The 24,407-nt window shown below is 43.1% G+C and carries 24 protein-coding genes; 20 read left to right on the plus strand and 4 right to left on the minus strand.

Annotation, left to right across the window (positions count from 1 at the left end):
- Positions 1-42 precede the first annotated feature (42 nt).
- From CH373_RS12040 to nhaC, 8 genes are all read left to right on the plus strand, one after another.
- Complete coding sequence (locus CH373_RS12040; protein ID WP_100713350.1) at positions 43-1,107, plus strand: sensor domain-containing diguanylate cyclase; 1,065 nt, start codon at positions 43-45, stop codon at positions 1,105-1,107.
- A 32-nt stretch (positions 1,108-1,139) separates the two neighbouring features.
- A complete protein-coding gene (locus CH373_RS12045) occupies positions 1,140-1,370 on the plus strand; it encodes a hypothetical protein (protein WP_100713284.1) in 231 nt (76 codons plus the stop codon).
- Positions 1,371-1,543: 173 nt separating this feature from the next.
- Positions 1,544-2,392 carry a pepsin/retropepsin-like aspartic protease family protein gene (locus CH373_RS12050; protein WP_243393374.1) on the plus strand — a complete coding sequence of 283 codons (849 nt, stop codon included), beginning with the start codon at positions 1,544-1,546 and terminating at the stop codon, positions 2,390-2,392.
- The gene (gene mnmA / locus CH373_RS12055) at positions 2,389-3,531 is read left to right on the plus strand and encodes a tRNA 2-thiouridine(34) synthase MnmA (RefSeq protein WP_100713283.1); all 1,143 of its coding nucleotides are present in this window, start codon (positions 2,389-2,391) and stop codon (positions 3,529-3,531) included. Before CH373_RS12050 ends, mnmA begins: the two co-directional genes overlap by 4 nt.
- Positions 3,532-3,546: 15 nt before the next feature.
- Entirely contained in the window at positions 3,547-5,841 is a 2,295-nt protein-coding gene (locus tag CH373_RS12060) for an alpha-hydroxy-acid oxidizing protein (RefSeq protein WP_100713282.1), read from the plus strand.
- A 271-nt stretch (positions 5,842-6,112) separates the two neighbouring features.
- A complete protein-coding gene (locus CH373_RS12070) occupies positions 6,113-7,369 on the plus strand; it encodes a PilZ domain-containing protein (protein WP_100713280.1) in 1,257 nt (418 codons plus the stop codon).
- A gap of 11 nt (positions 7,370-7,380) precedes the next feature.
- Positions 7,381-8,349: a pseudouridine synthase gene (locus CH373_RS12075; RefSeq protein ID WP_165778822.1), complete on the plus strand. Its 969-nt coding sequence runs from the start codon at positions 7,381-7,383 to the stop codon at positions 8,347-8,349.
- Positions 8,346-9,776, plus strand: a complete 1,431-nt coding sequence (gene nhaC, locus CH373_RS12080; protein WP_100713279.1) for a Na+/H+ antiporter NhaC — start codon at positions 8,346-8,348, stop codon at positions 9,774-9,776. Before CH373_RS12075 ends, nhaC begins: the two co-directional genes overlap by 4 nt.
- A gap of 62 nt (positions 9,777-9,838) precedes the next feature.
- Here nhaC and CH373_RS12085 read toward each other — a convergent pair whose 3' ends face one another.
- A complete protein-coding gene (locus tag CH373_RS12085) occupies positions 9,839-11,059 on the minus strand; it encodes an acyltransferase family protein (RefSeq protein ID WP_100713278.1) in 1,221 nt (406 codons plus the stop codon).
- A gap of 285 nt (positions 11,060-11,344) precedes the next feature.
- Here CH373_RS12085 and CH373_RS12090 point away from each other — a divergent pair, with 285 nt between their 5' ends.
- From CH373_RS12090 to CH373_RS12105, 4 genes are all read left to right on the plus strand, one after another.
- On the plus strand, positions 11,345-13,366 hold the full coding sequence (locus tag CH373_RS12090; protein ID WP_100713277.1) for a right-handed parallel beta-helix repeat-containing protein: 2,022 nt from the start codon (positions 11,345-11,347) through the stop codon (positions 13,364-13,366).
- 87 nt (positions 13,367-13,453) lie between these two features.
- Positions 13,454-13,762 carry a phospholipase gene (locus CH373_RS12095; RefSeq protein ID WP_100713276.1) on the plus strand — a complete coding sequence of 103 codons (309 nt, stop codon included), beginning with the start codon at positions 13,454-13,456 and terminating at the stop codon, positions 13,760-13,762.
- 68 nt (positions 13,763-13,830) lie between these two features.
- Complete coding sequence (locus tag CH373_RS12100; RefSeq protein ID WP_100713275.1) at positions 13,831-14,826, plus strand: multicopper oxidase domain-containing protein; 996 nt, start codon at positions 13,831-13,833, stop codon at positions 14,824-14,826.
- Positions 14,823-15,431 carry an SCO family protein gene (locus CH373_RS12105; RefSeq protein ID WP_243393375.1) on the plus strand — a complete coding sequence of 203 codons (609 nt, stop codon included), beginning with the start codon at positions 14,823-14,825 and terminating at the stop codon, positions 15,429-15,431. The genes CH373_RS12100 and CH373_RS12105 overlap by 4 nt, the downstream gene beginning before the upstream one ends.
- A gap of 61 nt (positions 15,432-15,492) precedes the next feature.
- Here CH373_RS12105 and CH373_RS12110 read toward each other — a convergent pair whose 3' ends face one another.
- The 3 genes from CH373_RS12110 to CH373_RS12120 all read right to left on the minus strand — a co-directional run bounded on the left by CH373_RS12110 (position 15,493) and on the right by CH373_RS12120 (position 16,818).
- Positions 15,493-15,834 carry a DMT family protein gene (locus tag CH373_RS12110; protein ID WP_100713274.1) on the minus strand — a complete coding sequence of 114 codons (342 nt, stop codon included), beginning with the start codon at positions 15,832-15,834 and terminating at the stop codon, positions 15,493-15,495.
- A 134-nt stretch (positions 15,835-15,968) separates the two neighbouring features.
- Positions 15,969-16,388, minus strand: coding sequence for an Hsp20/alpha crystallin family protein (locus CH373_RS12115; protein ID WP_100713273.1), 420 nt, complete (start codon positions 16,386-16,388; stop codon positions 15,969-15,971).
- Between the two features lie 10 nt (positions 16,389-16,398).
- Complete coding sequence (locus tag CH373_RS12120) at positions 16,399-16,818, minus strand: Hsp20/alpha crystallin family protein (protein ID WP_100713272.1); 420 nt, start codon at positions 16,816-16,818, stop codon at positions 16,399-16,401.
- Between the two features lie 386 nt (positions 16,819-17,204).
- On the opposite strand from CH373_RS12120, the gene CH373_RS12125 reads away from it, so the two are divergent.
- From CH373_RS12125 to CH373_RS12160, 8 genes are all read left to right on the plus strand, one after another.
- Positions 17,205-18,197 (plus strand): phosphoglycerate dehydrogenase, encoded by a 993-nt coding sequence (locus CH373_RS12125; RefSeq protein ID WP_100713347.1) that lies wholly within the window; start codon positions 17,205-17,207, stop codon positions 18,195-18,197.
- 76 nt (positions 18,198-18,273) lie between these two features.
- Positions 18,274-18,966 (plus strand): cyclase family protein, encoded by a 693-nt coding sequence (locus tag CH373_RS12130; RefSeq protein WP_100713271.1) that lies wholly within the window; start codon positions 18,274-18,276, stop codon positions 18,964-18,966.
- Positions 18,967-18,977: 11 nt separating this feature from the next.
- Positions 18,978-20,006: a Gfo/Idh/MocA family protein gene (locus tag CH373_RS12135; protein WP_100713270.1), complete on the plus strand. Its 1,029-nt coding sequence runs from the start codon at positions 18,978-18,980 to the stop codon at positions 20,004-20,006.
- Entirely contained in the window at positions 20,003-20,752 is a 750-nt protein-coding gene (locus tag CH373_RS12140) for an SDR family NAD(P)-dependent oxidoreductase (protein WP_100713269.1), read from the plus strand. The genes CH373_RS12135 and CH373_RS12140 overlap by 4 nt, the downstream gene beginning before the upstream one ends.
- A complete protein-coding gene (locus tag CH373_RS12145) occupies positions 20,745-21,821 on the plus strand; it encodes a 3-dehydroquinate synthase family protein (RefSeq protein ID WP_100713268.1) in 1,077 nt (358 codons plus the stop codon). The genes CH373_RS12140 and CH373_RS12145 overlap by 8 nt, the downstream gene beginning before the upstream one ends.
- A 29-nt stretch (positions 21,822-21,850) precedes the next feature.
- Positions 21,851-22,450 carry a D-sedoheptulose-7-phosphate isomerase gene (locus CH373_RS12150; RefSeq protein ID WP_100713267.1) on the plus strand — a complete coding sequence of 200 codons (600 nt, stop codon included), beginning with the start codon at positions 21,851-21,853 and terminating at the stop codon, positions 22,448-22,450.
- A 7-nt stretch (positions 22,451-22,457) separates the two neighbouring features.
- On the plus strand, positions 22,458-23,225 hold the full coding sequence (locus CH373_RS12155) for an HpcH/HpaI aldolase family protein (RefSeq protein ID WP_100713266.1): 768 nt from the start codon (positions 22,458-22,460) through the stop codon (positions 23,223-23,225).
- Entirely contained in the window at positions 23,222-23,992 is a 771-nt protein-coding gene (locus CH373_RS12160; RefSeq protein WP_100713265.1) for a 3-deoxy-manno-octulosonate cytidylyltransferase, read from the plus strand. The genes CH373_RS12155 and CH373_RS12160 overlap by 4 nt, the downstream gene beginning before the upstream one ends.
- Positions 23,993-24,407 lie beyond the last annotated feature (415 nt).

Here is a 24,407-nt window from a genome sequence, read left to right on the forward strand (position 1 = left end):
AAACAGAGCAAAAGATTCAAATTGAGATTCGGAGATTCTATTTTGATCGGAAAAGATAACGATCCTCTAATGATAGAGTATTACGAGAAGAAGATTTACGATCAGAAACAACTTCTCGAAATCAGCAAAGCGCTCAATTCCACACTTGATTATAAATATCTTATTGACGCAATTTTAAATATTTGTCTAGCCCAATTACAAACTTTGAGCGCGGCAATCTTTCTCGCGCCCGAAGCGGATTCGGATCACTTTGAACTAGAGCCTAGTTTCAAGGGGTTTGATGTCGCGGACGAAGATTATCAGTTTTGCATTAAGACGGATGCACCATTGGTTGCATTCTTGGAAACGAAACTAAAAGCAGTAACAGTGGATCAGGTCGAAGAATCGATCGGAATTTCTCCGGATTCATCCTTCTTACGGAGAATCGGCGGTGATTTGATCATTCCTCTAAATGCTAAGGGAAAAGTGAACGGTCTTTTATTGCTCGGTGAAAAAATCACCCTGGGCGAATGGATGGAGGAAGACCGAGACTTTTTGACCACCTTGGCTACGTTAGCCGGAATTGCTGTCGAGAATTCTAGATTGTATGAACTGGCTACGGTGGATATGATGACCGGCTTGAAAGTTCACCATTACTTTCAGACAAAACTGAAAGAAGAAATGGAAAGATGCCGTAAAAAAAGATCTCACCTTGCACTTCTGTTTACGGACGTGGATAACTTTAAGAAATTCAACGATACTCATGGCCACCAAGCCGGAGACTTGGTATTGATCGAGGTGGCAAAAAAACTTTTGGAAGCAGCTGGAAAACACGATCTCGCGGCAAGATACGGCGGAGAGGAATTCTGTTTGGTAATGCCTGGTGCCGATCTCCAAAAAGGATTCGAGATGGGAGAAAAGGTAAGAAAGGCTGTAGAGGCTGCTTCTATCCAGAATCCTAACGGTGGACCAGACTTTCACGTCACTCTGTCGATCGGAGTTTCGGAATTTTGGACATCTGATCGAAATAACAAAGATCTAATCGAGCGGGCGGACAAAGCCCTCTATGAGGCGAAACATTCCGGCAAAAATCAGACGGTTACCTTCAAACAAGCTGTAAAAACCTAATCGAAAGAGTCTGATTTGCCGATGCGTCTAGCATGGAAAGACAGCTCGCTCTGGACCATTTTTACCTCACCCAAATCGAAGAGGCGGAACTAGGAAGAAGAATTCGAAACCGCGCTCTAGGAAGGGAAGAATTCGATTTTTCACCGTATTCATGTTTTATCGAGTACAAGTCCAAAGACCCGAAGACCGGAATCGAATACCGCGATTGTGTGATAGATTACACTCGTTGTCCAAATACTCGTTGCGTTAAGAAATTAATGTGAAATTCTTTTGAAGTAGATTTTACCGCAAGCAGGGACCGATTCTGATTCGACACATTCTGCGAATTCAAGTTTTCTTTTTCGCAATTACTTTATGTGCTGGTTCCCTTCTTGGGTGTTTGCCCGAATACGCCCGTTTAGAATTTGTCGACGGCGGGAGCTGGTTGAGAATCCCAGTGAAAAAGGTTCAGGATTTGCCAGTCTTAGAATTGTCCCTGGATCCGCAAAAACCTCCGATTCGATTTTTAATCGATACCGGCGCCTATGTTTCCTTTATAGATTCCGAATATGTTCCAGAGAATTCTTCCGAAAGAGCCTTGAGTTTAAGCTTTCCCGGAGGAGGGCAAAGAATCAGACGCAAGGTCTGCGTGTTGGAACTATTTCATAGAGGATTCAAGGTAATCAAAGAAACGGAGTTTTATTCTCATACTTTCCCATCCGAACTACTGCCTGTCCAAGGAATTCTAGGAATGAATGCTTTTTTGGGGGAAGTGTTTTTACTCGAATTACCGGATCGGATCTCTATTTGGAACTCGCCGACTTCTTCTATTCCGCCAGGGTTTGATGAAAATAATTTATTTCCAATCGCGTACCGTCATGGTCAGCCCATATTCTTATTTCGGCGAGCAGAAGGAACCGGCCAAGAAGCTTGGATCGCAGATACCGGCGCCGAGTTTACCGCAATGGACTGGGAAGGATTTGATGAAGAGGAGCTGCCTAAGTATCAACCGGGTCGCTCCGCGAGAGTCTTTAATTTTGGCGGAGGGATTTTGAGTGCCGTCACGAAAATCCTAAATCCCTTTTGCACAGAATTCCAAAATACTGCCGGAATTTCTAGTATGTTTTGCCTGCCAAAACTAGAGGTATTTCCGGGTGGAATTCCTACACAAATCGTATCTAAAGATCCTAACAAGGGAATTCGGGGAATTCTAGGTAGGAATTGGCTGGAAAACTTTCGAATTCTTTTGGACACCAAACGGAACCTTCTTGGTATAGTAGGAAAGGGAACAAAGGAACAGCAATGAGCCTAGGAAAGATCATCGTTGCCATGAGCGGGGGGGTGGACAGTGCTGTGACCGCCGGCCTTTTGATGGAAGAAGGCTACGAGGTCATAGGCGTCAATCTTCGTACTTGGGAATACGAGGCACCTTCCTGCGATACCACAAAAAAATCCTGTTGTTCTCCGGAAGATATTCGAGACGCGAGGGATGTAGGTCTTTCTTTAAATATACCGTTCTATGTGATCAAGATGGAGAAATTGTTCCAAGAGAAAGTGATCGATCGATTTGTGAACGATTACAAAGACGGAAAAACTCCAAATCCTTGTGTAGAGTGCAATACTTTCGTAAAGTTCGGTTCTTTGTTCGAAAAAGCAAAAGCTTTGGGAATAGACAAGATCGCTACCGGCCATTATTCGCGGGTCATCGAACATAACGGTCGTTATGCGATTGCAGACGCTGTGGATAAAAAGAAAAACCAGGCGTACTATTTGTATGGTCTGTCCCAAGAAAATCTAAAGAATGTAGTTTTTCCCCTCGGTGGAATGACCAAACCTCAAGTCAGAGAAATCGCAAAAAAGATGGGACTTCCTGTCGCAGAAAAGCCCGAATCCCAAGAGATCTGTTTTATCCCAGAAAACGATTATCGCAAATTTCTAAATAAGAAAAATGTGGAGTTTACTCCTGGCTTTTTCCGTTTGAGAGACGGACGAATCATAGGCAAGCACTCCGGCAAGGAAAACTTCACCATAGGCCAGAGAAAAGGTTTGGGAATCGCCTGGAAAAAGCCTCTATACGTAGTTTCGATTCAGGATGATGGTACTGTAGTCTTGGGAGAAGACGGAGAAACCTTGGTACGTTCTTTTGTAGTAGAGGACGTGAATCTACAAGCATGGGAACCTTTGAAAGATGGAAAGGAGATAGAATGTAGAGTCCAAGTCAGATATCGTTCCACTCCAATACGTGCAAAAGTTCTAATACAAGAAAATTCTCTTTTAGTGCGTCCTTTGGAAGATGTCAAGGGCGTCGCTCCGGGCCAATCCGCGGTCTTTTATCCATCGGACGGAGACTATCTTTTGGCCGGAGGAATCATCCAAAAAGGAAGTGTTCAACTTTTCCAAAAAGAAGCAAGCGAGGAAGAAGCGCTTCAGCTTTCTCGTAGCTGAATCATTCGGGGTTTTGTGAGTAAAAAAGTCTCTGGAAAAACCATTCTGATTGTGGGTGGTGGACTGCTTCAAGTTCCCATTATCCAAACCGCAAAGACGATGCAGTTGCGAACCGTGGTAGCAGATATGAATCCGGAAGCTCCCGGTTTAAAAATCTGTGATATTCCACTTGTGATGTCTACCAAGGATATAGAAGGAATGGTCAGGGAGACTAAGAAGCTTTCTTCGACGATCAAGATCCACGGAGTCATTACCGCAGGCACCGACGCAAGCATGACAGTCGCTGCTGTTTCGAATGCACTCGATCTTCCTGGAATTCGTTTTGTGGATGCGGAAGCTGCATCTAACAAAGTGAAGATGAGGGAAAGATTGAAAAAGGCTGGGGTTCCGATTCCGGGATTTGCCGCGGTTTGGAGCATACAAGATACTCGAGATGCGCTGGAGTTCCTAAAATTTCCGCTGGTTATGAAGCCAGCAGACAATATGGGAGCACGCGGAGTTGTAAAGGTCGGAAATAGAGAAGAGCTACAGGCAGCGTTCAAGCACGCAAAAAAATATTCTCCGACCGGAGAGATGATTCTGGAAGAATACATGCCAGGACCCGAAGTGTCAGTGGATGCTTTGACCTGGGACGGCAACTATGCGATTACCGGAATCGCAGATAGAATCATAGAAAGAGAACCGTATTTTATCGAAATGGGTCACAATATGCCTTCTGCCTTGCCGCTTTCGGTCTTGAAAGAGGTCGAAGAGGTGATGTTTCGAGGAATGAAAGCCCTTGGAATTACGAGAGGTGCAGGAAAAGGAGACATCAAGGTAACTCCTGACGGAGTCAAGGTGGGCGAAATCGCAGCCAGACTTTCTGGCGGATTCATGTCTGCTTGCACTTTTCCTTTATCCAGTGGGATCAACCTAAACCGAGCTGCCATATTGATTGCGTTAGGCGAGGATCCGGACAATCTTACGCCGCTTCATACCAGAGTTTCTATCGAAAGGGCGTTACTCGCGCCAAAGGGTAAATTGCTCGAGATCAGGGGGGTGGAGGAAGCCAAAAAAATCGAGGGCGTGAACGATATATTCATTTTAAATAAAGTAGGAGATGTCATCCCCGAACCTACCAATAATATCGAAAAGACCGGCCATGTGATCATTACCGCTGAGAATCTTTCCCACGCGGAATCTATTTTTGAAAAAGTAAAATCGAAAGTAGTGTTTCAATCCGACGAATTGTATTCCATTTCGGACAAAGAAATTGCGCAGAATGCAAGACAGAGATTCGGAAAAGAAATTTGTTGGGTCTGTAAAGTTTGCGACGGTACTGATTGCGCTTCCGGTGTTCCTGGAATGGGAGGAGTGGGCAGAATGCTCACCTTCCAAGACAATATCAAAGCTCTGGAAGAATATGCAATTCTACCTAGATACATTCGGGAATACGTCGCTTCCAGTACCGAATCTGAGTTTTTGGGAAACCGGATCCAATCCTCTATTATGGGAGCTCCTATGACCGGAGCAATCACCAATATGAACGGTGCGATGGACGAGTTCACTCTCGCTGTCACTTTGTTGGAAGGATGTATCGCCTCAGGAACCATTGCGTGGTTAGGCGATGGAGCCAGTCCCGAAAAATATCTAGTCATGCTCGATGCTTTGAAAAAAGTCGATGGCCAAGGGATTCTCATTTGTAAGCCCAGAGCGGACGAAGGTATGCTGAGAGAAAGATTCCAGGAAGCGGAATCACAAGGAATCTTGGCACTTGGAATGGATGTAGATGCTGTAAATTTCAAGACTATGATCCAAAAGAAAATTCCATCCGTCACTAGAACCGTCGACGAACTTGCGAGGATTCGTTCCTTCACCAAACTTCCGTTTATCGTAAAAGGAGTAATGACTCCGGAAGATGCACTTCTCGCGGTTCAAGCAGGCGCGGATGCTATCGTAGTTTCGAATCACGGAGGACGGGTCTTAGACGATATGCCCGGGACAGCTAGGGTTTTGTCCGCAATCAAAGAATCCGTTCAGGGAAAGGTGCATGTATGCGTGGACGGAGGTATCCGTAGCGGCGCTGATGTGTTTAAGATGCATGCGCTTGGTGCAGATACTGTGCTTGTGGGACGTCCGATGGCAATCGCTGCCGTTGGAGGTGGCGTTGCCGGCGTAAGGTACTTGATCGGTCAGTATACGGAAGGACTCAAGCAAACGATGAATACTGTGGGTCTGGAAAATCTAAAATCCATTCGAAAAGAACATATTATTCGAAAAAAGGAAATGGAAGAGCAACAACCGGAGCCTCAACCCTTCTTGTCAAATTGATATAGATACTTTCTATTAATGCGTCTTCATTACTGAAAAATAATGCACTTCTCGTGCTTCCAAGCGAAGAATTTCCGAAACAAAACCAACTAAAATCTGAAAGGAATTCATTTGTGATTTGGAATTTTCTTTCCAACTCGAAAAGTTGGTGTAAACTCGGGTTTTTAGAATTAATAAAAATAGAAATAGATTCGCAGGGATTCGAAAGAAGAACAGGATTTCTGCCTCGGTCGGTGCTATAACCTTAGGATTTGTGTGAGGTTTCTGAAATTTGGATCAAATTGTAAAAGAGACAGAAGCGCTAGGTAAAATACTTCAGACACTATTTACTCGCCTTCCTGTTTACGTAGAAATAAAAGGCAGATCCTATCCTGTAAAAATTGTAGGTGCAAAGGAGAATGTCTATTTATTGGCCCATATTCCGGGAGCAGCTAACCCAGAGAAAATCAGAACTTTATTTCTGACTCACAACCAACATTTTTTTCATGCTGTGTTTACGGTCGCAGGCAGGAATGAATCCACAAATCTTGAATTGCTTCGGATCCAAGCTATAAAGATCACTGCGGCAAAGCGTGCGCAAGGGCGTTTGGAGTTGGAGAGTGGCGGAGAAAAAATCACCCTTACCAACATTATCAATCAGCTACATTTGCGCAGGTCCTTGGGATTCGTGCCTAAGGCGATCGACGAGATCGTGCAAAAGCACGCGAAAAAACTTCAGGAAGTGTATCCGGATTCATTGGTGTATTTTTCAGACCGCATGGACAATCGACTCAGAGTCATGTACAACTTTGAACAGTCGATTTTTGTAACGGATCGAAGAGAAAAAGAATCCGGGGGAGCGGGACCGAAATTTGTTCCGATAGAAGAATACACCAAGCTGGTTTCTTTGAACAAGTTAGAATCTAGATTTGTCTCCGAGATCGCAGTACTCATTAGATATAAAAACTATACTCCTTTAGGATATGTTCAGGTACTTTCCGAAAAACCTATGAATACCGAAGACTACAACAAGATCAGCCTGGTGTCGGCGGGGATTTCTAAGGAAATAATCGGATCCGGATTCTTTCAAGAATCAAAGGAAAAGTGTATGGTCGAGGACATCAGCAGGAGCGGTCTCGGTTTCTTTCATCCTCAATCTATCTTTTTTTCTAGAAGCTTTGCCAGCGGGGAGACATTGCTCTTCGACTTATATTTTAATAAAGAACTGAAGGGAACATTCAGAGCCGTAATTCGAAATATCACGAATACGGATAAATTGTTCCGAGTCGGATGCCAGTTTTTCAACCTAAACCAGAGAGAGTCCGATGTCCTGAAACAATACATAGATACGAATCTAGGACCGGGTGAAGGCGAGCAGGCACCTGAAGCCGAAATGAAAGAAGGTGCAACGGAAATGTCTTCTAACGATGGATCGAACATGGACCTGTCAATGTCGAGCCAAATGGATTCTATGGATCTGATGGGAGAGAGCGGCACGAACAGCCAAATCGATGAAAGTTTAGACTCGATTCCGGAGGAACCGATCTGATCTCTGAAAATTTGCAAAGTGCGCCTCGGGAAGTACTTCGATCCATAGTAAAAAAAGAAGAGGCCGGAGTTCGGCTTGATCAGTTTCTCGCGAGTCGTTTTACCTATTATTCTAGATCCGGATGGAAAAAAATTATAGATCAAAACAAGATCTCGGTGGATCAAAAAATCGAAAAGGCTTCTTGCCTAGTAAAGGAAGGAGATATCGTAGAATACTATTCAGAAATCTCCGAAGAACCTCCTGTCAGATCAGATTTTATTTTGATCTATGAAAATCCCGAATTCTTTGCAATAGATAAGCCCGGAGATCTTCCTGTGCACGCTTCAGGACGATACCGAAAGAATAATTTAGTAGATTTGTTAGCTACAATTTCTGATAGACCTTACTTAGTAAACCGACTGGATCGAGAAACTTCGGGGATCGTGCTCTTTGGAAAAAATCCCAAGATTTCCTCGGAGCTTTCTGACTACTTCGCAAATAGAAAAGTGAAGAAAATCTATTTAGCATTGGTCTGGGGAGAATTTCCGATTTCTTTCAGATCCTACGGATTCATTGGTCCGGATCCTTCTTCCTCGGTAAGAAAGAAAAGGAAATTCTATTCTGCCTCGGATCCAAATTTGGAGATGGAAAAGGTCGGTCGTTCCAATGGAGAATGGGAGACTTGCGAAACTAAATTTCGTAGGATCAAAACCGGAATTCACCAGGGAAAAATATATTCGAAAGTATTATGTTTGCCGAAAACAGGTAGACTGCACCAGATCCGCGCAACTCTGTATTCGAGCGGCTACCCGTTGTTAGGTGACAAACTTTATGGAGTCGATGATAGAATTTTCTTAGAGTTCATAGAAGGCAAGAATCCGGATTTGTTTGAATCTTTGGGAATGGAAAGGCAGGCCTTGCATTCTTTGGGTCTTTCGTTTTCGCATAAAGGAAATAGAATTCGGATCAGGTCAAATCCACCTTCGGATTTTCCGATATGAAGAATTCCACCCCCAGCTTATTCGTATCAGTGCTTCCTTTACTTTTTCTGGTAATTTCTCTTTCGTTTGCAGGATTCGTATTCGGAAAAGGAATCACTGACGGACCGGCACAAATTCTTCTTTTTACTGCGGGTACAATTTCCGCTGGGATATCCAAAATCCGGGGAATTCCTTGGGAAGAAATAGAAAATTCCATTGTGGAATCGATGAGAAATATTATCTCTCCGATTCTGATCCTTTTACTGATCGGTGCTTTGATCGGGATCTGGATTCGTTCCGGAATCGTTCCCGCGCTCATCGTGTGGGGGCTTGAATTAATGAGACCTGAAGTATTTTTGCCCTCTGTGTTGATTCTGACTTCAGTGGTCTCACTAGCGACCGGAAGCTCTTGGTCTACCGCCGGAACTGTGGGAGTTGCTTTAGTGGGAGTAGGTGCCGGGATGGGAATCCCTTTGGGAATTGTCGCCGGAGCGATCGTGTCCGGTTCTTATTTTGGAGATAAACTATCTCCCTTTTCGGAGACTACGAACCTAGCTTCTTCCATTACGGAAGTGCCTTTGCTTTCTCATATTAGAAATATGGCAATTACAACCTTGCCCGCGTTTTTGATAAGCTTGGTGCTATTTATTATACTTGGATTCGGCCAGAGAACGGTGGATGGCTCCGGTACGATTCAACCTGTGATTTCTTCTTTAAGGACTTCCTTTCAGATCGGATGGTATTTGTTAATACCTCCGTTTCTTACTTTTTTCTTAATATACTTAAGGGTCCCAGCGATTCCGGCGCTAATTTTCGGAATCGTCTCCGGGTCTGCTCTTGCAGTAATTACGCAGGATGGAATTTATAAAAGTGATTTGAGTTTTTGGGAAAACTCCCAAGAGGCGTTTCGATCGGTTTTGATTTCTGCATCAATGGGAACCAAGGTCAAGACCGGCCAGGAAATTCTGGATAATCTTTTGTCCAGAGGCGGGATGTCTTCCATGCTTCCCACTGTATGGTTGATCATTTCTGCGATGTTCTATGCCGGAACCATGGAAGGAGGGGGAATGACCCGAAAGTTCGCGGATTCTATTTTGAGAATTGCAAAGTCTCGAAGAAGCATTCTGACTAGCACTGTCATGACTGGTCTTGGTGTAAACCTGCTCTGCGCCGACCAATACCTTGCGATCGTGGTTCCAGCGAAGATGTACAAAGAAGCTTATTCTAGAAAGGAAATAGACCCTAGAAATCTTTCTCGGGCTCTGGAAGATTCCGGAACCATGACATCTGCTTTAGTTCCTTGGAATTCTTGTGGCTCCTTTATGGCGTTGGCTTTAGGAGTTCCTACAGTTGCGTATTTGCCATACGCATTTTTGAATCTGCTTTCTCCAGTCTTATCTTTGTTTACCGCTTGGACAGGAATCGGGATTGCGGGTAAGAAAAAATAATCTCACCCACATTCTTGAGCATTTCTTCGTATCTCGTTTTTCCTAGTTTCGCAACATCTCTTTTAGGTAGCGGCTTCCTTCGGAATGGAAGATAGTTTCTTTTTTTCTAATATATAATCTTTCAGCATCAAAAAAGGCCTTTCAGTCAATAGGTGGAAGAAATATGCGAAAAAGAAAACTACCAAGCCTGTCGGGATAAACCAAGCCATTATTTCCCACATCTGAATCGGTCTTGTAGTCCCGAAGATTTTTGTGCAAAAAGGCATCATGATTACCAAGTGAATGATATACGCGCAGTAAGAAAGTTTTGCGAACGGTCGGAAGACTTTCCACGAAAGCACTTTATGAAGCACAGTGTTTTCTTTTAAACTCAAGATTAAAAGAATTCCCCAAGCCCATGAAAATGCCGCAAATCTCAGGATCATTCCTCCTACTCGATCAAAATACTCGTTGAATAGGAAAGTCCAACTGATGATCAATCCGAGAGAAAGAGTCAGAAATCCTCTGTACCATTTCGGATCGGTCAGCACTTTTTGAACCCATTGCGGCTTGTTGAAATAAATATGCGCGATCGTTACCCCGATCAAAATCGAATCCAAATGTCCTTCTAAAGGATAATAAATTCTGGTCGTGTAGAGAAGAGTTCCTTCATTCGGGGTCACCGCAGAAATTACTGTGGCCACATAAATAAGCCGATAGAGCAAAGGCCCGAGTACCAAGGAAAGTAGCAGTGCTAACCTGTATTTTTCGGACACCTTCCGATACACCAATAATAGAAAGGCAGGTAACATTAGATAAAACTGTTCTTCGAAAGAAAGAGACCAGCCGTGAACGATCAATTTCGGAAAATAATTACTCACATAAAAGAAATCGGCCCATACGAAGTTTTTTACGGTTTCAATGTTTGCAGCAACAACAGGCGAAGACTTAGCGATTGCTGGCAGAACCAGAAAATATTGAATCGCCAAAAAAGCATAATAGGGCGGAAAAATCCTAAGCGTCCTTTTTAGGTAAAATGATTTCAGGTCGATCGTATCTTTTCTAGAGAGTTCTCTTAACAACGGACCCGCGATCAAAAAGCCGCTCAAAACAAAGAACATATCTATGGATGAGGAACCGTTTTCCAGAAAATTTGCAAACAGCCAATTGTCGTGAGAGACTCTGTGACGCAGTGACACGAACATATGGACATACATCAGCATAAAAATCGCAATGCCACGGATCCCGTTTAAGGAGGGCATTTCCTTGGGATCGGCTTGGAAAACAGCAGTGAAATAATTCATTGAAAACCGTTCTTTTTTAAGTTCGTGGGACAGTGCAGCACGAGCCTGGTTCCAAGCAAGGGATTTTCCTAGGTTAGAAAAAGGATTGCTTCCAAGTGGAGAAAAAGGAATAAGATTGACCGGTCTGTATTTTGTCCGCGCGTTTCATAACGATAATTCGAAATTCCGAATTGGAAAATGGATTGCCGGCGATTCGCATTTCCTTAAAATTTGAAAAGTGAGCAAAAGCTCATAAAAGAGTAGTTCGGAAGTTTTCTTCCAATTTTCGTACAATGAGGAGAATTAATGAAGATTAGCTGGTGGAACCTTCGCCTTGTATCCTGGTCTTTGTTCTTTGTTTTCGGAATCCTAGCTGGCGGAATCGTAGCCGCCTGCGGTGGAAAAGAAGGGGAAAAGAGTCCGGACGGATTTGCACATATCCTGATGACCGACAATACATTTGCTCCTCCGGTACTCAGAGTGCCTATCGGTGGGACGATCGAATTTGTGAACGCGGGGGGAAATCCGCATAACGCGATTGCAGTCGATAAATCCTGGTCCACTGAAAAGGAATTCGGCCAATTAGCGATGGCTCGAGGAACCAAGGTAAAAGTAACTTATCCAAAAGAAGGAATTTTTCCCTACTATTGTTCCTTCCACGCATCTCCAGATGGCAAAAGCGGAATGGTGGGAGATATTATCGTCGGAGATGTTGCCTATAATTCTGCTGCACGATTCGGAAAAACTTGGAAGTCCGTGGAGAAATACTCAGGCACTACTCGAAGAGTTCCGGGACAGTATCCGACGATTCAAAATGCTGTAGATGCTTCTCAACCAGGGGATATGGTTCTGGTGGAACCGGGCGTTTACTACGAGGAAGTCGTAGTTACTACTCCTTCGATTACGATCCGAGGAACAGACAGAAATAAAGTGATCATAGACGGACAGTTTCAAAGAGGAAACGGTGTCATGGTTGTGGGAGCTGACGGAGTTGCCGTAGAGAACATGACTGCGCGTAACGCTACTCTCAACGGATTTTTTTGGACCGGGGTCACTGGCTATCGAGCTTCTTATTTGACCGCTTACAATAACGGCGACTACGGAATTTATGCATTCGATTCTCATAATGGAGTCTTTGAACATTCTTATGCATCTGGTTCTCCGGATTCCGGGATTTACGTCGGACAATGTTATCCTTGCCACGCGATTTTGTATGATGTTGTTTCGGAGAATAACGCTCTAGGTTATTCCGGAACGAATTCCGGCGGGGAACTTTATATTATAGGTTCAGTTTGGAAGAATAATATCGTAGGAATTGCTCCGAATACTTTGGATAGGGAACTCCTTCCTCCGGAGAGAGAAACGACTGTTATAGGTAACTTGGTATATAGCAACAATAACCCGAAGGCGCCTATCTCCGCGCTGGAATATCCTTCGTTCGGAAATGGAATCTTGCTCGCGGGCGGACTCAGAAATATCGTTAAGAACAATGTGGTAGTAGATCACGTAAATAATGGTATTGTAATATTACCGAATTTGGATGAAAACATTTGGTTATCTCACGAAAATAAGATTGAGAATAACGTAGTCTACAATTCAGGAAAAGCTGACATTTTGCTCGCGGGACCGATTAGCATAGGCAATTGCTTTCAGGGAAATAAATACCAAACGATCCTTCCTGCTTTACTCGAGCAGTTGAACGGATGTAATTCGGCGCTTCGAATTCCGCTAGGCGGTGATCTTTCGTTTATGATCGGTGCATTCTCTATGATGGTGGATGCCGCAGATGGAACCTATCCGAGTGGAAATTACAAGGAGCAGCCGATTCCAGGTCCGATGGAAAATATGCCTGGAGGAGCCGGTGCACCTGTAAAAGTCGCGGTGCATCCATTCCAAGATTTTAAATTAGATTTAGAGAATATAAAACTTCCTGCAGAAACGGATAAGGTGCTCGCTTCAGTTCGGAGGACTTCTTCTGCATCGACTGGCCCGATCGGTTTGATCAAGCCGCTTACTTTTATCGGACTTGTCTTTCATATCGTAGCGTATCTGTTGCCTTTCATGATGTATGTTTGTTGGACTTCCATATCCCTGTTCGATTTGTTAGGTCGAAAGGATTTGGTTTCCCAGAAATATTTTGGTTGGATAGCCGGAATCGCCTTTGTTCCGTACATAGGAGCAGGTGCTTACCTACTCGCAGGAAAATCCCAGCTTCCGAAATGGTTCCGTCTGACTTTGGTTTGGTCTGGAATCGGGGCGATTTTCTTACTCGGAATTTACTCCGGAATTTCACTTATGAATGGGGTTGGACCGAAGACAATCGGATAGAGTTACGGATAGGAAAATATTCAATATTCAAACATTACGAATTTTAGGTACAGTAGAAGTACCAAAGGAATTAAGAGGAGAAATTCAATGGCAGAAGTAAGCACACCCGGTTTTTTTGCGCTACTGTTTAACTTTTACGGATACTATGTTCCGTTTATATTATTCACTTTATGGGCACCACTTGCGTTGTTAGATCTTTCCAAGAGAGAAGATATTACTCCGAAACAAGGGAGCTTATGGACTGTCGCAATCCTGCTTCTGCCATTACTCGGCGCAGGAGCTTATCATGCTGCGGGCGGTTCCAAGATTCCGAGCTGGGCGAAGAATGTTTTGGTATACGGCGGATTTGGACTATTAGTATTGATCATTCTCATTACTTCTATCGCAAAATTTTAATATACTGAGGCGTTCGGAGTCGGGCAAACCAGGTAACTAAAGTGAATCGAAAGCAATTTCTACGGTGGATGGGAATCGGTGGAGCCGGAATTGTTGCCGGTGCGGGCATTTCCCGCGCCACAGGGGACGGAAAGGAAGGTGCACTTTGTGAACTGCGACCGACTGGAACCGTAGGAATCAGCGCAAGTACTCGCGCCCCCGGACAGCCCGGAGGGAATTCCTACGGTAGTATGGTGCATCCTCCCATGCAACTGGATCCGAGTTTCTTATCCAGAATGGAATTGCATTCTTCTCTCCCGAAACCGGTATCCGGTTCTTTAGTCAAATCTGATATCAGTATTCTAGAAATGCCGCTTACAGTGGCGCATAACACTGTAGTAGACGCTTGGACTTTTAATGGGTTGGTCCCGGGGCCTGTGCTTCGAGCTAGAGAAGGCCAAATGATGGAAGTGACTTTTCGGAATCTCTCTGTCCATCCGCACTCCATCCATTTCCATGGAAGTCACGATCCTGGGGAAGACGGTTGGGAGCCGGTTGTACCGGGGGACCAAAAAGTATATAAAATCCAAGCCGGTCCTGCTGGTTTTCATCCTTACCATTGTCATGTTCCCCCGCTTAGCAGTCATATGGCGAAAGGATTGTATGGAGGCTTCATCGTGGACCCTCCAGGAGGGCGATCTCCTGCTTATGAGTTTATGCTGATCCTTTCCGGCTGGGATCTGAAAGAAAAAGGTAAAAACGATATCTATTGTTGGAACGGAATCGCAGGATTCTACGATCGATATCCGATCAAGGTACCGGTTGGAAAGAAAATAAGATTATATATTGCTAATATGACTGAATATGACCCGGTCGCTTCTTTTCATTTGCATTCTCAGACATTTGATGTTTTTAGGACCGGCACTAGAAAAGTTCCCGACGATCATACTGACGTAGTCACCTTGGGCCAAACCGAGAGAGTCGTAGTGGAATTCACTTTAAAGAAGCGGGGTCGATATATGTTCCATCCGCATCAAACTCATATGGCCGATAGTGGAGCAATGGGTTGGATCGTAGGAATTTGAGGCAAATATTTCAACCGAAGCTATTGGCGACAGCTAGCTTGCTGCTCTTCGGCTTTGCAATCGGTTGGTTCGGAGTCAATTACTTCAAGAAGAGCAGTGATTCGTCCGAGGTTTTCGTTCCGGAATGGAGCAGTGTAAAACTTACGGATCAAGAAGGCAAGGACCTGGTTCCGAGCAGCTTGAACGGCGAGTTGTTCGTAGTGTATTTTGGATTTTCGCACTGTCCTGATATGTGCCCGTTGGCTTTAAGCGACATCACGATCGCTTACCAAAATTTGAATCCACAAGAACAAAGTAAAGTACGTCCGGTGTTTATCAGTGTCGATCCGGAAAGAGACACTCCGGAAGTCATGAAAAAGTACGTGGAGAGGTTTCCTGGAAAAGCACTTGTAGCAATGACTGGAAAGAAGCAGCTCCTGGAAACAATGCAGATTGGTTTTGGGGCTCGCTCCAAGAAAGTTTCTGCGCCAAGTTTAGAGGGAGGTTATAGCGTGGATCATACTGTTCTTATCTATCTGGTTTCAAAGCAGGGGAAGATTCTTGCTGCATACCCGAGTGGTACGAGCCCGGAAGAGTTAAGAAAAGGGATTATTAGTCTATTGTAATATTCTTGGACCGAGGTGAGTCAGTTCGCCTTTAACCTTAGCCCTTCGGTTCGAAGAAGAATTACTTCTTATCATAAAAAGCGAATACAACTGCAAGTAGAATGAGTATAAAGCTAACTGCGTGATTCCATTTTAGTTTCTCTCTTAATACCAATATCGCAAATCCTATGAAAATCGTTATCGTAATCACTTCTTGTAGGATCTTTAACTGAAACCCGGAGAAACCGTCTTCCGTGTATCCGATCCGATTGGCAGGAACCATGAGGCAGTATTCAAAGAATGCAATTCCCCAAGCTAGAATTACCGTTTTCCAAAGTGGGAGTTCCTGGAAAAACCTCAAATGTCCGTACCAGGCGAAGGTCATGAATAAGTTTGAGAGAAACAATAGTCCGGTGGTTTTCATGATTCAAAGGAAAGGGGAGTAAACTTAAGGTAAAGACAAAAAAAAACCGGAGACCCTTAAGATCTCCGGTATCTGCATAGTGAAAGCTTTACCAATTTCTTACAGAAACAAACTTTTATCCGGACCGGCTTTTTTTAGTCCGTAGTTTTAATCTCTACTTTTCGAGGCTGTGACTTCTTCCTTTGCAAAGAGATGTTCAAGACTCCATTCTTCAAAACTGCGGAGATGTTTTCTTCCTCTACTGGTTCAGAAAGAATGAAAGATCTTCGGAAATTTCCCGGTCTGTATTCGGAGTATCTTAACTCTCCAGTTGTTTCCGGAAGAGTCGTTTTCCCGTAAATGAGTAGTTCGTCTTTGTCCAAGGTAATTTCCAGATCACCTTCCTTTACTCCCGGCAGATCCAAGACTAAGAGATGTCTGTCATCATTAGAATAGATATCTACTGAAGGTGTATAAGTCGGTTTGTTTCCGGTCGTTTCCCTGGTAACCTCCGACTTTGTTTCGGAAATGTTCTGGGCTTTGGTTTCTTGTTTCTTTAAATCTGATGTGCTCATTTCTTCCTCCTTAAGCCTTTGCTTCGATGCGAATTTTTCTAGGTTTTTCGCTTTCGAGCACTGGAAGCACCAGGGTTAGAATTCCCTTTTTTACGTTTGCCTGCACTTTTTCGGAATCCACAGCAAGTGGAAGTTCGAGAGTCCGTTTAAACTTTCCTCTCGATCTCTCTAGTTTGCGGGCTTTTAGTCCATCGTCTTCGTCCCTTTCTTTGATTTCTCCTGCGATGGTAAGTACATTGTGGGCGACCGTGATATCCAGATCCTCTGGAGCCAGACCAGGAAGTTCTGCGGTAACAGTGATTTTATCTTGGTCCGAATATACATTGAGAGCTGGGTAGGCTCGACCTACTTCCCAGGTCGGATCGAATAGATTATGAAACTGGTTTTGTATTCTGCGAAATTCGTTGAATAAATCTAATTGTGGTTTCATTATGAGTTTCTCCTTTTGGCACTCAGATAATTAGAGTGCCAAATTTGAAAAAAGTTTCAACCTTTTTCGGAAAAATTTGGCAGTTGGTGGGTGCAAGTGCTTGGTGTGAACGTGGAATTGGCCCCACCCTGTAGTGGGCGGGGGGCTGGAGGCGGGTACCGCCGCGCCGGTTTTTGGCCTTTATCTGAAAAATCTAAGTTTTACAAGCAGAAATTCGGGTTTGGCCCCGTAGGAGCTCCTACCAGATTCATTCTTGCGGGGTGATTTTTTATCCCGCATGGGATATTTTTCATTCGTTCAACTCTTGAACGAAATTCTTGACACATCTTCGGACTAGAATTTTCATGAACTCGTTTCAAACGATATGGGACTCAGGGGGCGAAGCTATGCCCAGAGTATTGGAATTTACGCCCCGAACTAAGGAATTGGAAAAGTATAGAAAAATCTCAGTTACCTCTGCTACTTTTTCTCGGCATGCTCAATTAGTGTCCGAGTTGAGAGCGACATTCCCTTCTGCAATTATACAGCTAAATTCGGAAGGAAGGCAGCTTTCAGGAGTGGATCTTTATGAATTCCTAAGTGATTCTGATGCAGCGATCGTTGGCCTAGAGCGGATTTCAAGAGAGTTATTGGATTCTTTGGATAAATTGAAATCTATCTCCAAATTCGGCGTTGGTTTAGATAATATTGATACCGGTCGCTGCAGCGAATTGGGCATTCATTTAGGTTGGACTGGCGGAGTAAATCGTCGCTCGGTTTCCGAACTTTCCTTGGCTTTTCTTTTGGGCTTATCTCGAAACGTTTTTTTTTCGGGATATTCTCTGAAATCGGGCACTTGGAATAAGAATGGCGGGAGAACTCTTTCGGGTAGAACTGTCGGGATTGTAGGATTTGGCTTTATCGGGGAAGATTTGGCCAGATTATTACAGCCATTTCATTGTAAGTTGCTCGTTGCTGACATAGTGGATAAATCTTTTGTTGCCCCTCTATATGGAGGAAAGCAAGTTTCTCTGGAGGAGCTCCTACGAGGATCTGATTTTGTAACTCTTCACGTGCCGTTAACGGAACTTACTCGTACAATAATAAATTCGCATACGCTTTCTTTAATGAGGTCAGATGCATTTCTAATCAATACGGCTCGGGGACCGCTTGTGAACGAAGAGGATCTTAAGAATGCATTAAAAATCGGTGCAGGTCTCGCAGAAGGTAAGGGGATTGCAGGAGCTGCATTGGATGTTTTTAATATGGAGCCGCCCGAGGATGCTGAGTTGTTGGCATTACCAAACCTAATGGTCACTCCACATATCGGCGGAAATGCTGCGGAGGCAGTTTTGGCAATGGGACAGTCTGCGATTTTTGGATTAAGTAAAATTGCATGATACTTTATTCTGAATTTCTTCTATTTGGTTTAGCTCCAATAAATAGATAATTTCTGCTTTTATCGAAATTCATTCTATGGAACTTCTATCTTATTCTTTATCTTCTTTTACGCCTGCATATGGCGAAGGTATTCCGCCTTCGATTTCCCTGGATCGCTCCATAGCGAGAGGTGACTCATCGAATTCGCTGTTCTTGAAGCTATCGAATCACTCCGGGACTCATATTGACGCTCCTTTCCATTTCGATGAATTTGGTAAGAAATTGACTGATTACAATCCAGATTTTTGGACTTGCTCTAATGGTTTATTAATAAAATTTAATAAACTGCCCCAGCCTGGTCAATGGATTGATAAACAAACAGTCCTTGAATATCTGCAAGGATTGCCTGAGGACTTAGCATTTTCAGCCGAAGAGATTGAAATTTTGCTTCTAAGTACCGGCTGGTCCTCCCGTAGGGGGTCCGTAGAATACTCCAAGAATTCTCCCGGGATTTCGGAAGATGTTGCCGATTTCCTAAGAGAACGGTTTCCTATGGTGCGCTTTTTGGGTTTTGATTTGATTTCAATCTCCAGTTTTTCTGATCGGCCGAGAGGCAGAATCGCTCATAAAGCTTTCTTAATGAACGAAAAACCTATCCTGCCGATTGAAGATATGGATTTATCAAGATTCGATAGTTCAACTTTATTTGATCGAGTTTTAATTTCACCTTGGTTTATAGAAGGTGCCGACGGCGCACCTGTAACTGTATGGGCTGACAGGCGCATTTAGGTAGGAAGCAAATGAATAGTAAATTGAAAGTTGGTATAGCCGGGTATGGGATTGTAGGCAAAAGGCGTAGAGAATGGATCGATCGAAATCAGAATTTTCTGACTGTAGCTGTCTGCGACAGAAATAAAGAGCAGTTGGCAAATCTTTCCGGTAATACTGCAGTCTATTCTGATTATGTGGATATGATCAATAAAGAAGATCTCGACGTCTTGTTTGTGGCCTTAACTAACGATGCAGCAGCTCATGCAACGGAGTTGGGTTTAGGCAAAGGAATGCATGTATTCTGTGAAAAACCTCCAGCCAGAAGCCCGGAAGAGCTTTGTAATATTGAAAAAATTTTAGATGCGTCACCTAATTTAAAATTAAAATACGGATTCAATCATAGGTATCATGACTCTGTAAAGGAAGCGTTGCAAATAGTTCAAAGTGGCCGACTTGGAAAAGTGCTGAGTATGCGCGGTGTTTATGGTAAGTCTGTTTTGGTGCGATTTGCGAACGAATGGCGAAGCGATAGGTCAGTTGCCGGCGGTGGAATACTTCTTGATCAAGGGATCCATATGGCCGATTTGATGCGTTTATTTGGAGGAAACATTCAGGAAGTTAAAAGTTTTGTTTCGAATTCTTATTGGAATTTCGATGTTGAGGACAATGCATTTGCACTTATTCTTTTTCAAAGCGGTGTGATTGGGCAACTTCATTCAAGTGCTACCGAATGGCGTCATCAATTTAATCTTCAGATCAATTTGACTGGAGGAGCTCTGGTTTTAGAGGGTATCCTCTCAGGTACTAAATCCTACGGACAGGAAATATTAAGAATATTTGATAGTAAAACTGAAGCTTTTGGGAACCCACGAGAAGAAAGAGTGAATTATCTGGAAGATAATTCGTGGCGAGACGAAATTAATGAGTTTGCAGATTGCATCGTTAATGACAGGGTAATCACAACTGGGTCTATCGCAGATGGTCGCAAGACTTTGGAGCTTGTATATTCAATATACAAGGCAGATTCCTCTTGGGCGAGCCGCTACGGAATAGTATGAAGATTGAATTTGGTGGAAAGGTCTGTTTGGTTACTGGGGGAACTCGTGGAATTGGTTTGAAGATTGCTCAGGATTTACTCAATTCGGGGGCAACGGTGTTTGTAACTGGAACCTCAGGTCAAAAACCGAATTTTAGCAATTTGGGAATCTCTGCTTCTTTGCATAATTGTCTTACGTATTTACCACTTGATTTAAGCTCTGAATTATCTACTAATGAGTTTTTAGAAACCATTTCAGATATGACTATCGATATTTTGGTTAATAACGCTGGTATTAATCGAATTAATAAAGTTGAAGACGTAATTTTTAAAGACTGGCAAGACATGCTAAAGGTGAACCTGGAAGGTCCATTTAGATTGCTTCAATTAGTCTTACCTGGAATGAGGAGAAGAAATTTTGGTCGTGTGGTCAACATTTCTTCCATATTTGGGAAAATCAGTCGCGAGAAAAGATCTGCGTACACGATCACAAAATACGGAATCCACGGTCTGACAGTTACTTCTTCTATCGAGTTTGCAAAATACAATGTTCTTATTAACACCGTTTCACCTGGGTTCATTCTGACTGACCTAACTAAGAAAAATCTTTCTAAAGAGGAAATAGAAGAATTGGCATCCAGGATTCCTGCTGGTCGCTTAGGCGAGGTCGGTGATATTTCCAGCGCTGTTCTTTATTTATGTAGTGAAGCAAATACTTACATATCAGGGCAAAATTTGATTGTAGATGGTGGCTTTGTAAATGTCTGAGGAAATCTCGGTCTCATCTAGCAAAGGAATTTACCATGTTCAGTTTGGAAACTCCCCTACGCAATTTCTTCATACAAAGTTGGAAAATCGTGCTATAGTTGTAGTTGATCGGAAAATTTTAGAACTTTATCCAAATATTTTATCGCATAGCTTGTTCGAGAAACGCCTGGTTTTAATTGAAGCAATTGAGGAGAATAAAACTTTTAAGGCTGCTGGTGATCTATTGGAGCACCTGCTTTTCCTAGGATTGAAGCGCAACGATTTGTTAGTTGCCTTAGGAGGAGGCATTATTCAAGACTTGGTCTCCTTCACTGCTTCTGTATATATGAGAGGAATTGAGTGGCATTATGTTCCAACTACTTTGCTCTCTATTGCAGATAGTTGTATTGGCGGCAAAACATCTATTAACCTTTCGTTTTCTAAAAATACAGTTGGCACTTTTCATCCACCCTCTTCAGTGTATGTAGACTTAAATTTCTTAAAAACTCTTGGAAGAGATGAAATCCAATCTGGAATCGGTGAAATGCTTCACTATTTTGTTTACTCTGGTTCACCCTATTTGAAAAAAATTCTCGAAGAGTATGACTCATTATTTACCAATTTTGAACTCCTAAAGAGCTATGTAAAAGAAAGCTTAGCGATTAAAAAAACTGTAATAGAGAAGGATGAATTTGATCAGGGTGAACGGAGAAAATTTAATTATGGGCACACCTTTGGACATGCTCTAGAAGTTGCCTCAGGGTTTACCATTCAACATGGGCAAGCCGTCACTATTGGGATGGCAATTGCAAATAGAATCTCTGAGCATTTGGATTTGTTAAGTAAGCCTAAAGCGGAACGGCTGAATGGTATTCTTAGAAAGAATTTCCCTGCTATTGACGGCAACAAATTGAGCATTACGGAATTTATTGATAATTTACGAAAGGATAAGAAGAATACTGGAAGCAAGGTTACTTGCATTCTTTGTCGCGATTTTGGCAAACTAGAAATAAAAGAAATCGAAATAGATCAAAACATAAAATCATGCATTGAAGAAACGCTTCAATCGGCAGGGTTTAGTCTTTTTTAGTCAACGAATCTTATTGGAAATACTAAGTTATGAACCAGCTCGATAAAATTTTTGAGAATTCTGCCGGACCAAAGGAGTTCGCGGAAGGCTACCTACAACATCTTTCTGATTTACTCGGAAAGCTTAATACTTTGGAGATAAGTAACACAATCAATGAATTTCTAAAGGTTAGGGAAAATGGAAAAAAAATTCTCTTTTTAGGAAATGGAGGTAGTGCAGCAACAGCTTCGCATTTCGTAAACGATATCGCCGTGGGGACTCGTAAAAAGGAGAAGCCGTTTAAGGCGATTGGTTTGACAGATAATATCGCTGCCGTCACGGCTATTGCAAACGATGATGGTTATGAGAATATCTTTGTTAAGCAATTGGAATACCTGCTAGAACCTGGTGATTTGGTAGTGGCGATTTCAGCCTCAGGCAATTCTCCTAACGTGATCAAGGCGGTTGAATATGCCAAGGGAAAAGGAAATCGAATTGTAGGCTTGACTGGCTTTGATGGCGGGAAACTAGGTCAGTTGTCTGATATACTAGTGCATGTTGAAACAGCGAAGGGTGAATATGGCCCGGTCGAAGATATTCATATGGTCATGGATCACTTGATCGGATCCTATTTAAATAGAGTGCCTTGATAATCGAATGAAATCTAAAGAAATTCGCCAAAAATTGGCGGAAGGTGAGGTTACTTACGGAACTTGGATGCAGATTCCTCATCCAGCCGTAGCAGAAATTTTGTCGGCTTCCGGTTTTGAGTGGGTGGCAATCGACTTAGAGCATGGGCAAGTTTCTCCAGGTTTATTGCCGGATTTGTTTCGCGCGATTGAATTGAGCGGGGCTTGCCCGTTTGCTCGAGTGGCAAGGAATCATCCCAAGGATATTAAGCAAGCCCTCGATGCAGGAGCTAAGGGGATCATAGTCCCTATGGTAGAGACTAAGGAGGATGCCAACAATATGATCATATGGTCTCAATATCCTCCTGATGGGAAAAGAGGGGTTGGATTTTCGAGGGCAAATGTATTTGGATTAAATTTTCCAGAATATTCTAACTTGATAAATAAGGAAATCGTAATGGTCGCTCAGATCGAGCATATTAACGCGGTGAAGAATTTAAAGGATATCTTATCTACCGGTCGCCTGGACGCGATAATGATAGGACCGTACGACTTGTCAGGTTCTATGGGTTTGACAGGCAAGTTTGAACATCCAGATTTCTTAAAGGTTATAAGCACTATTCTCGCGGAGACAAAGCGTCAAAATGTAGCATGCGGGTTTCATATAATACATCCAAATGAAGATTCAATCGGTAAAGTAGTTTCGGACGGTTATCGATTTATAGCACTTGGAACTGACGCCGTATATCTCTGGAGTTCAGCTACTGATACTATGCAGAAAGCAAAGAAAAAATGAATACAGTCGCAATTATTCCAGCAAGGATGGCTAGCACTCGATTTCCGGGAAAACCGTTAGCCGACATTCATGGTGTTCCGATGATCGGGCATCTATTTCATCGTTGTAAAAAATCAACTTTGATAAATGAGGTGTATGTCGCCACCTGTGATTTGGAAATCAAATCCTATATCGAATCGCAGGGTGGCATAGCCATTATGACTTCCGACAAACATGAGCGCGCGAGTGACCGAACTGCTGAAGCCATGTTTGCTATAGAAAAGCTTACTGGCAGAACAATCGATGTTGTTGCTATGGTGCAAGGTGATGAACCTATGATTACGCCGGAAATCTTAAATCGAATGGTGCAACCATTCATTGACGATTCAAATGTAAGCGTGGTGAATCTGATGGCCGATCTCTTGAATAAAAAAGAGCAAGAAGATGCGAACGAGGTAAAAGTTGTAACTGATTTGGCGGACAACGCACTCTATTTTTCTAGGGAGCCCATTCCCTCCTGGAAGAAAGGGGGTGAGAACTTACGAATGCTAAAGCAGCTCGGCTTGATTAGTTTCAAAAAGGAATATTTACTGAAATTCAATTCCTTGCCCCAGACTCCTCTAGAAATAGCCGAATCGGTTGACATGCTTCGTTTTTTAGAGCATGGAGTTCCAATCCGAATGATTCATTCGAATGCAGTCACTTATTCCGTAGATACTCCTGCTGATCTCGAGGTGGTGAGGGAAAAAATGAAGTCAGATACACTGCGCTTGCTTTATTCTTCATGAAAGATTGGAGATTTGGCCGAGGGACTTTCTGGAGGCGGAATACCTACTACTAAGTGCCCAGGACGCTTCTCTTTTGAATCGGAATAATTTTGTATCGATCTCTTTACGAGTATGCTCTTCCAATCGCGATTCTCAAAAAATAACGAAGTATGGATGCGATTATAAATTTTGCATAAATTGAGGTTCGTCGGAGGGCTCCGATATCCTTATGATGCAGGGTCATTCAAACAGCATTTTCCCATCGCTCCATATTAATTTCCTAAATGTGCCTGGGTTTACGGCTCTCCGTACAAATGCGGTTTGAAGAACGTTCAGGTAAATACTCGAAGGATGCTTGATTTTGACATTGTTAAGAATAGTGAGATAGATAACGAGTTCGCTCGTGTGCCAAATGCAAGGTGCGAAACTGCTGTTT

It is taken from the genome of Leptospira perolatii, assembly GCF_002811875.1.
GTDB lineage: Bacteria > Spirochaetota > Leptospiria > Leptospirales > Leptospiraceae > Leptospira_B > Leptospira_B perolatii.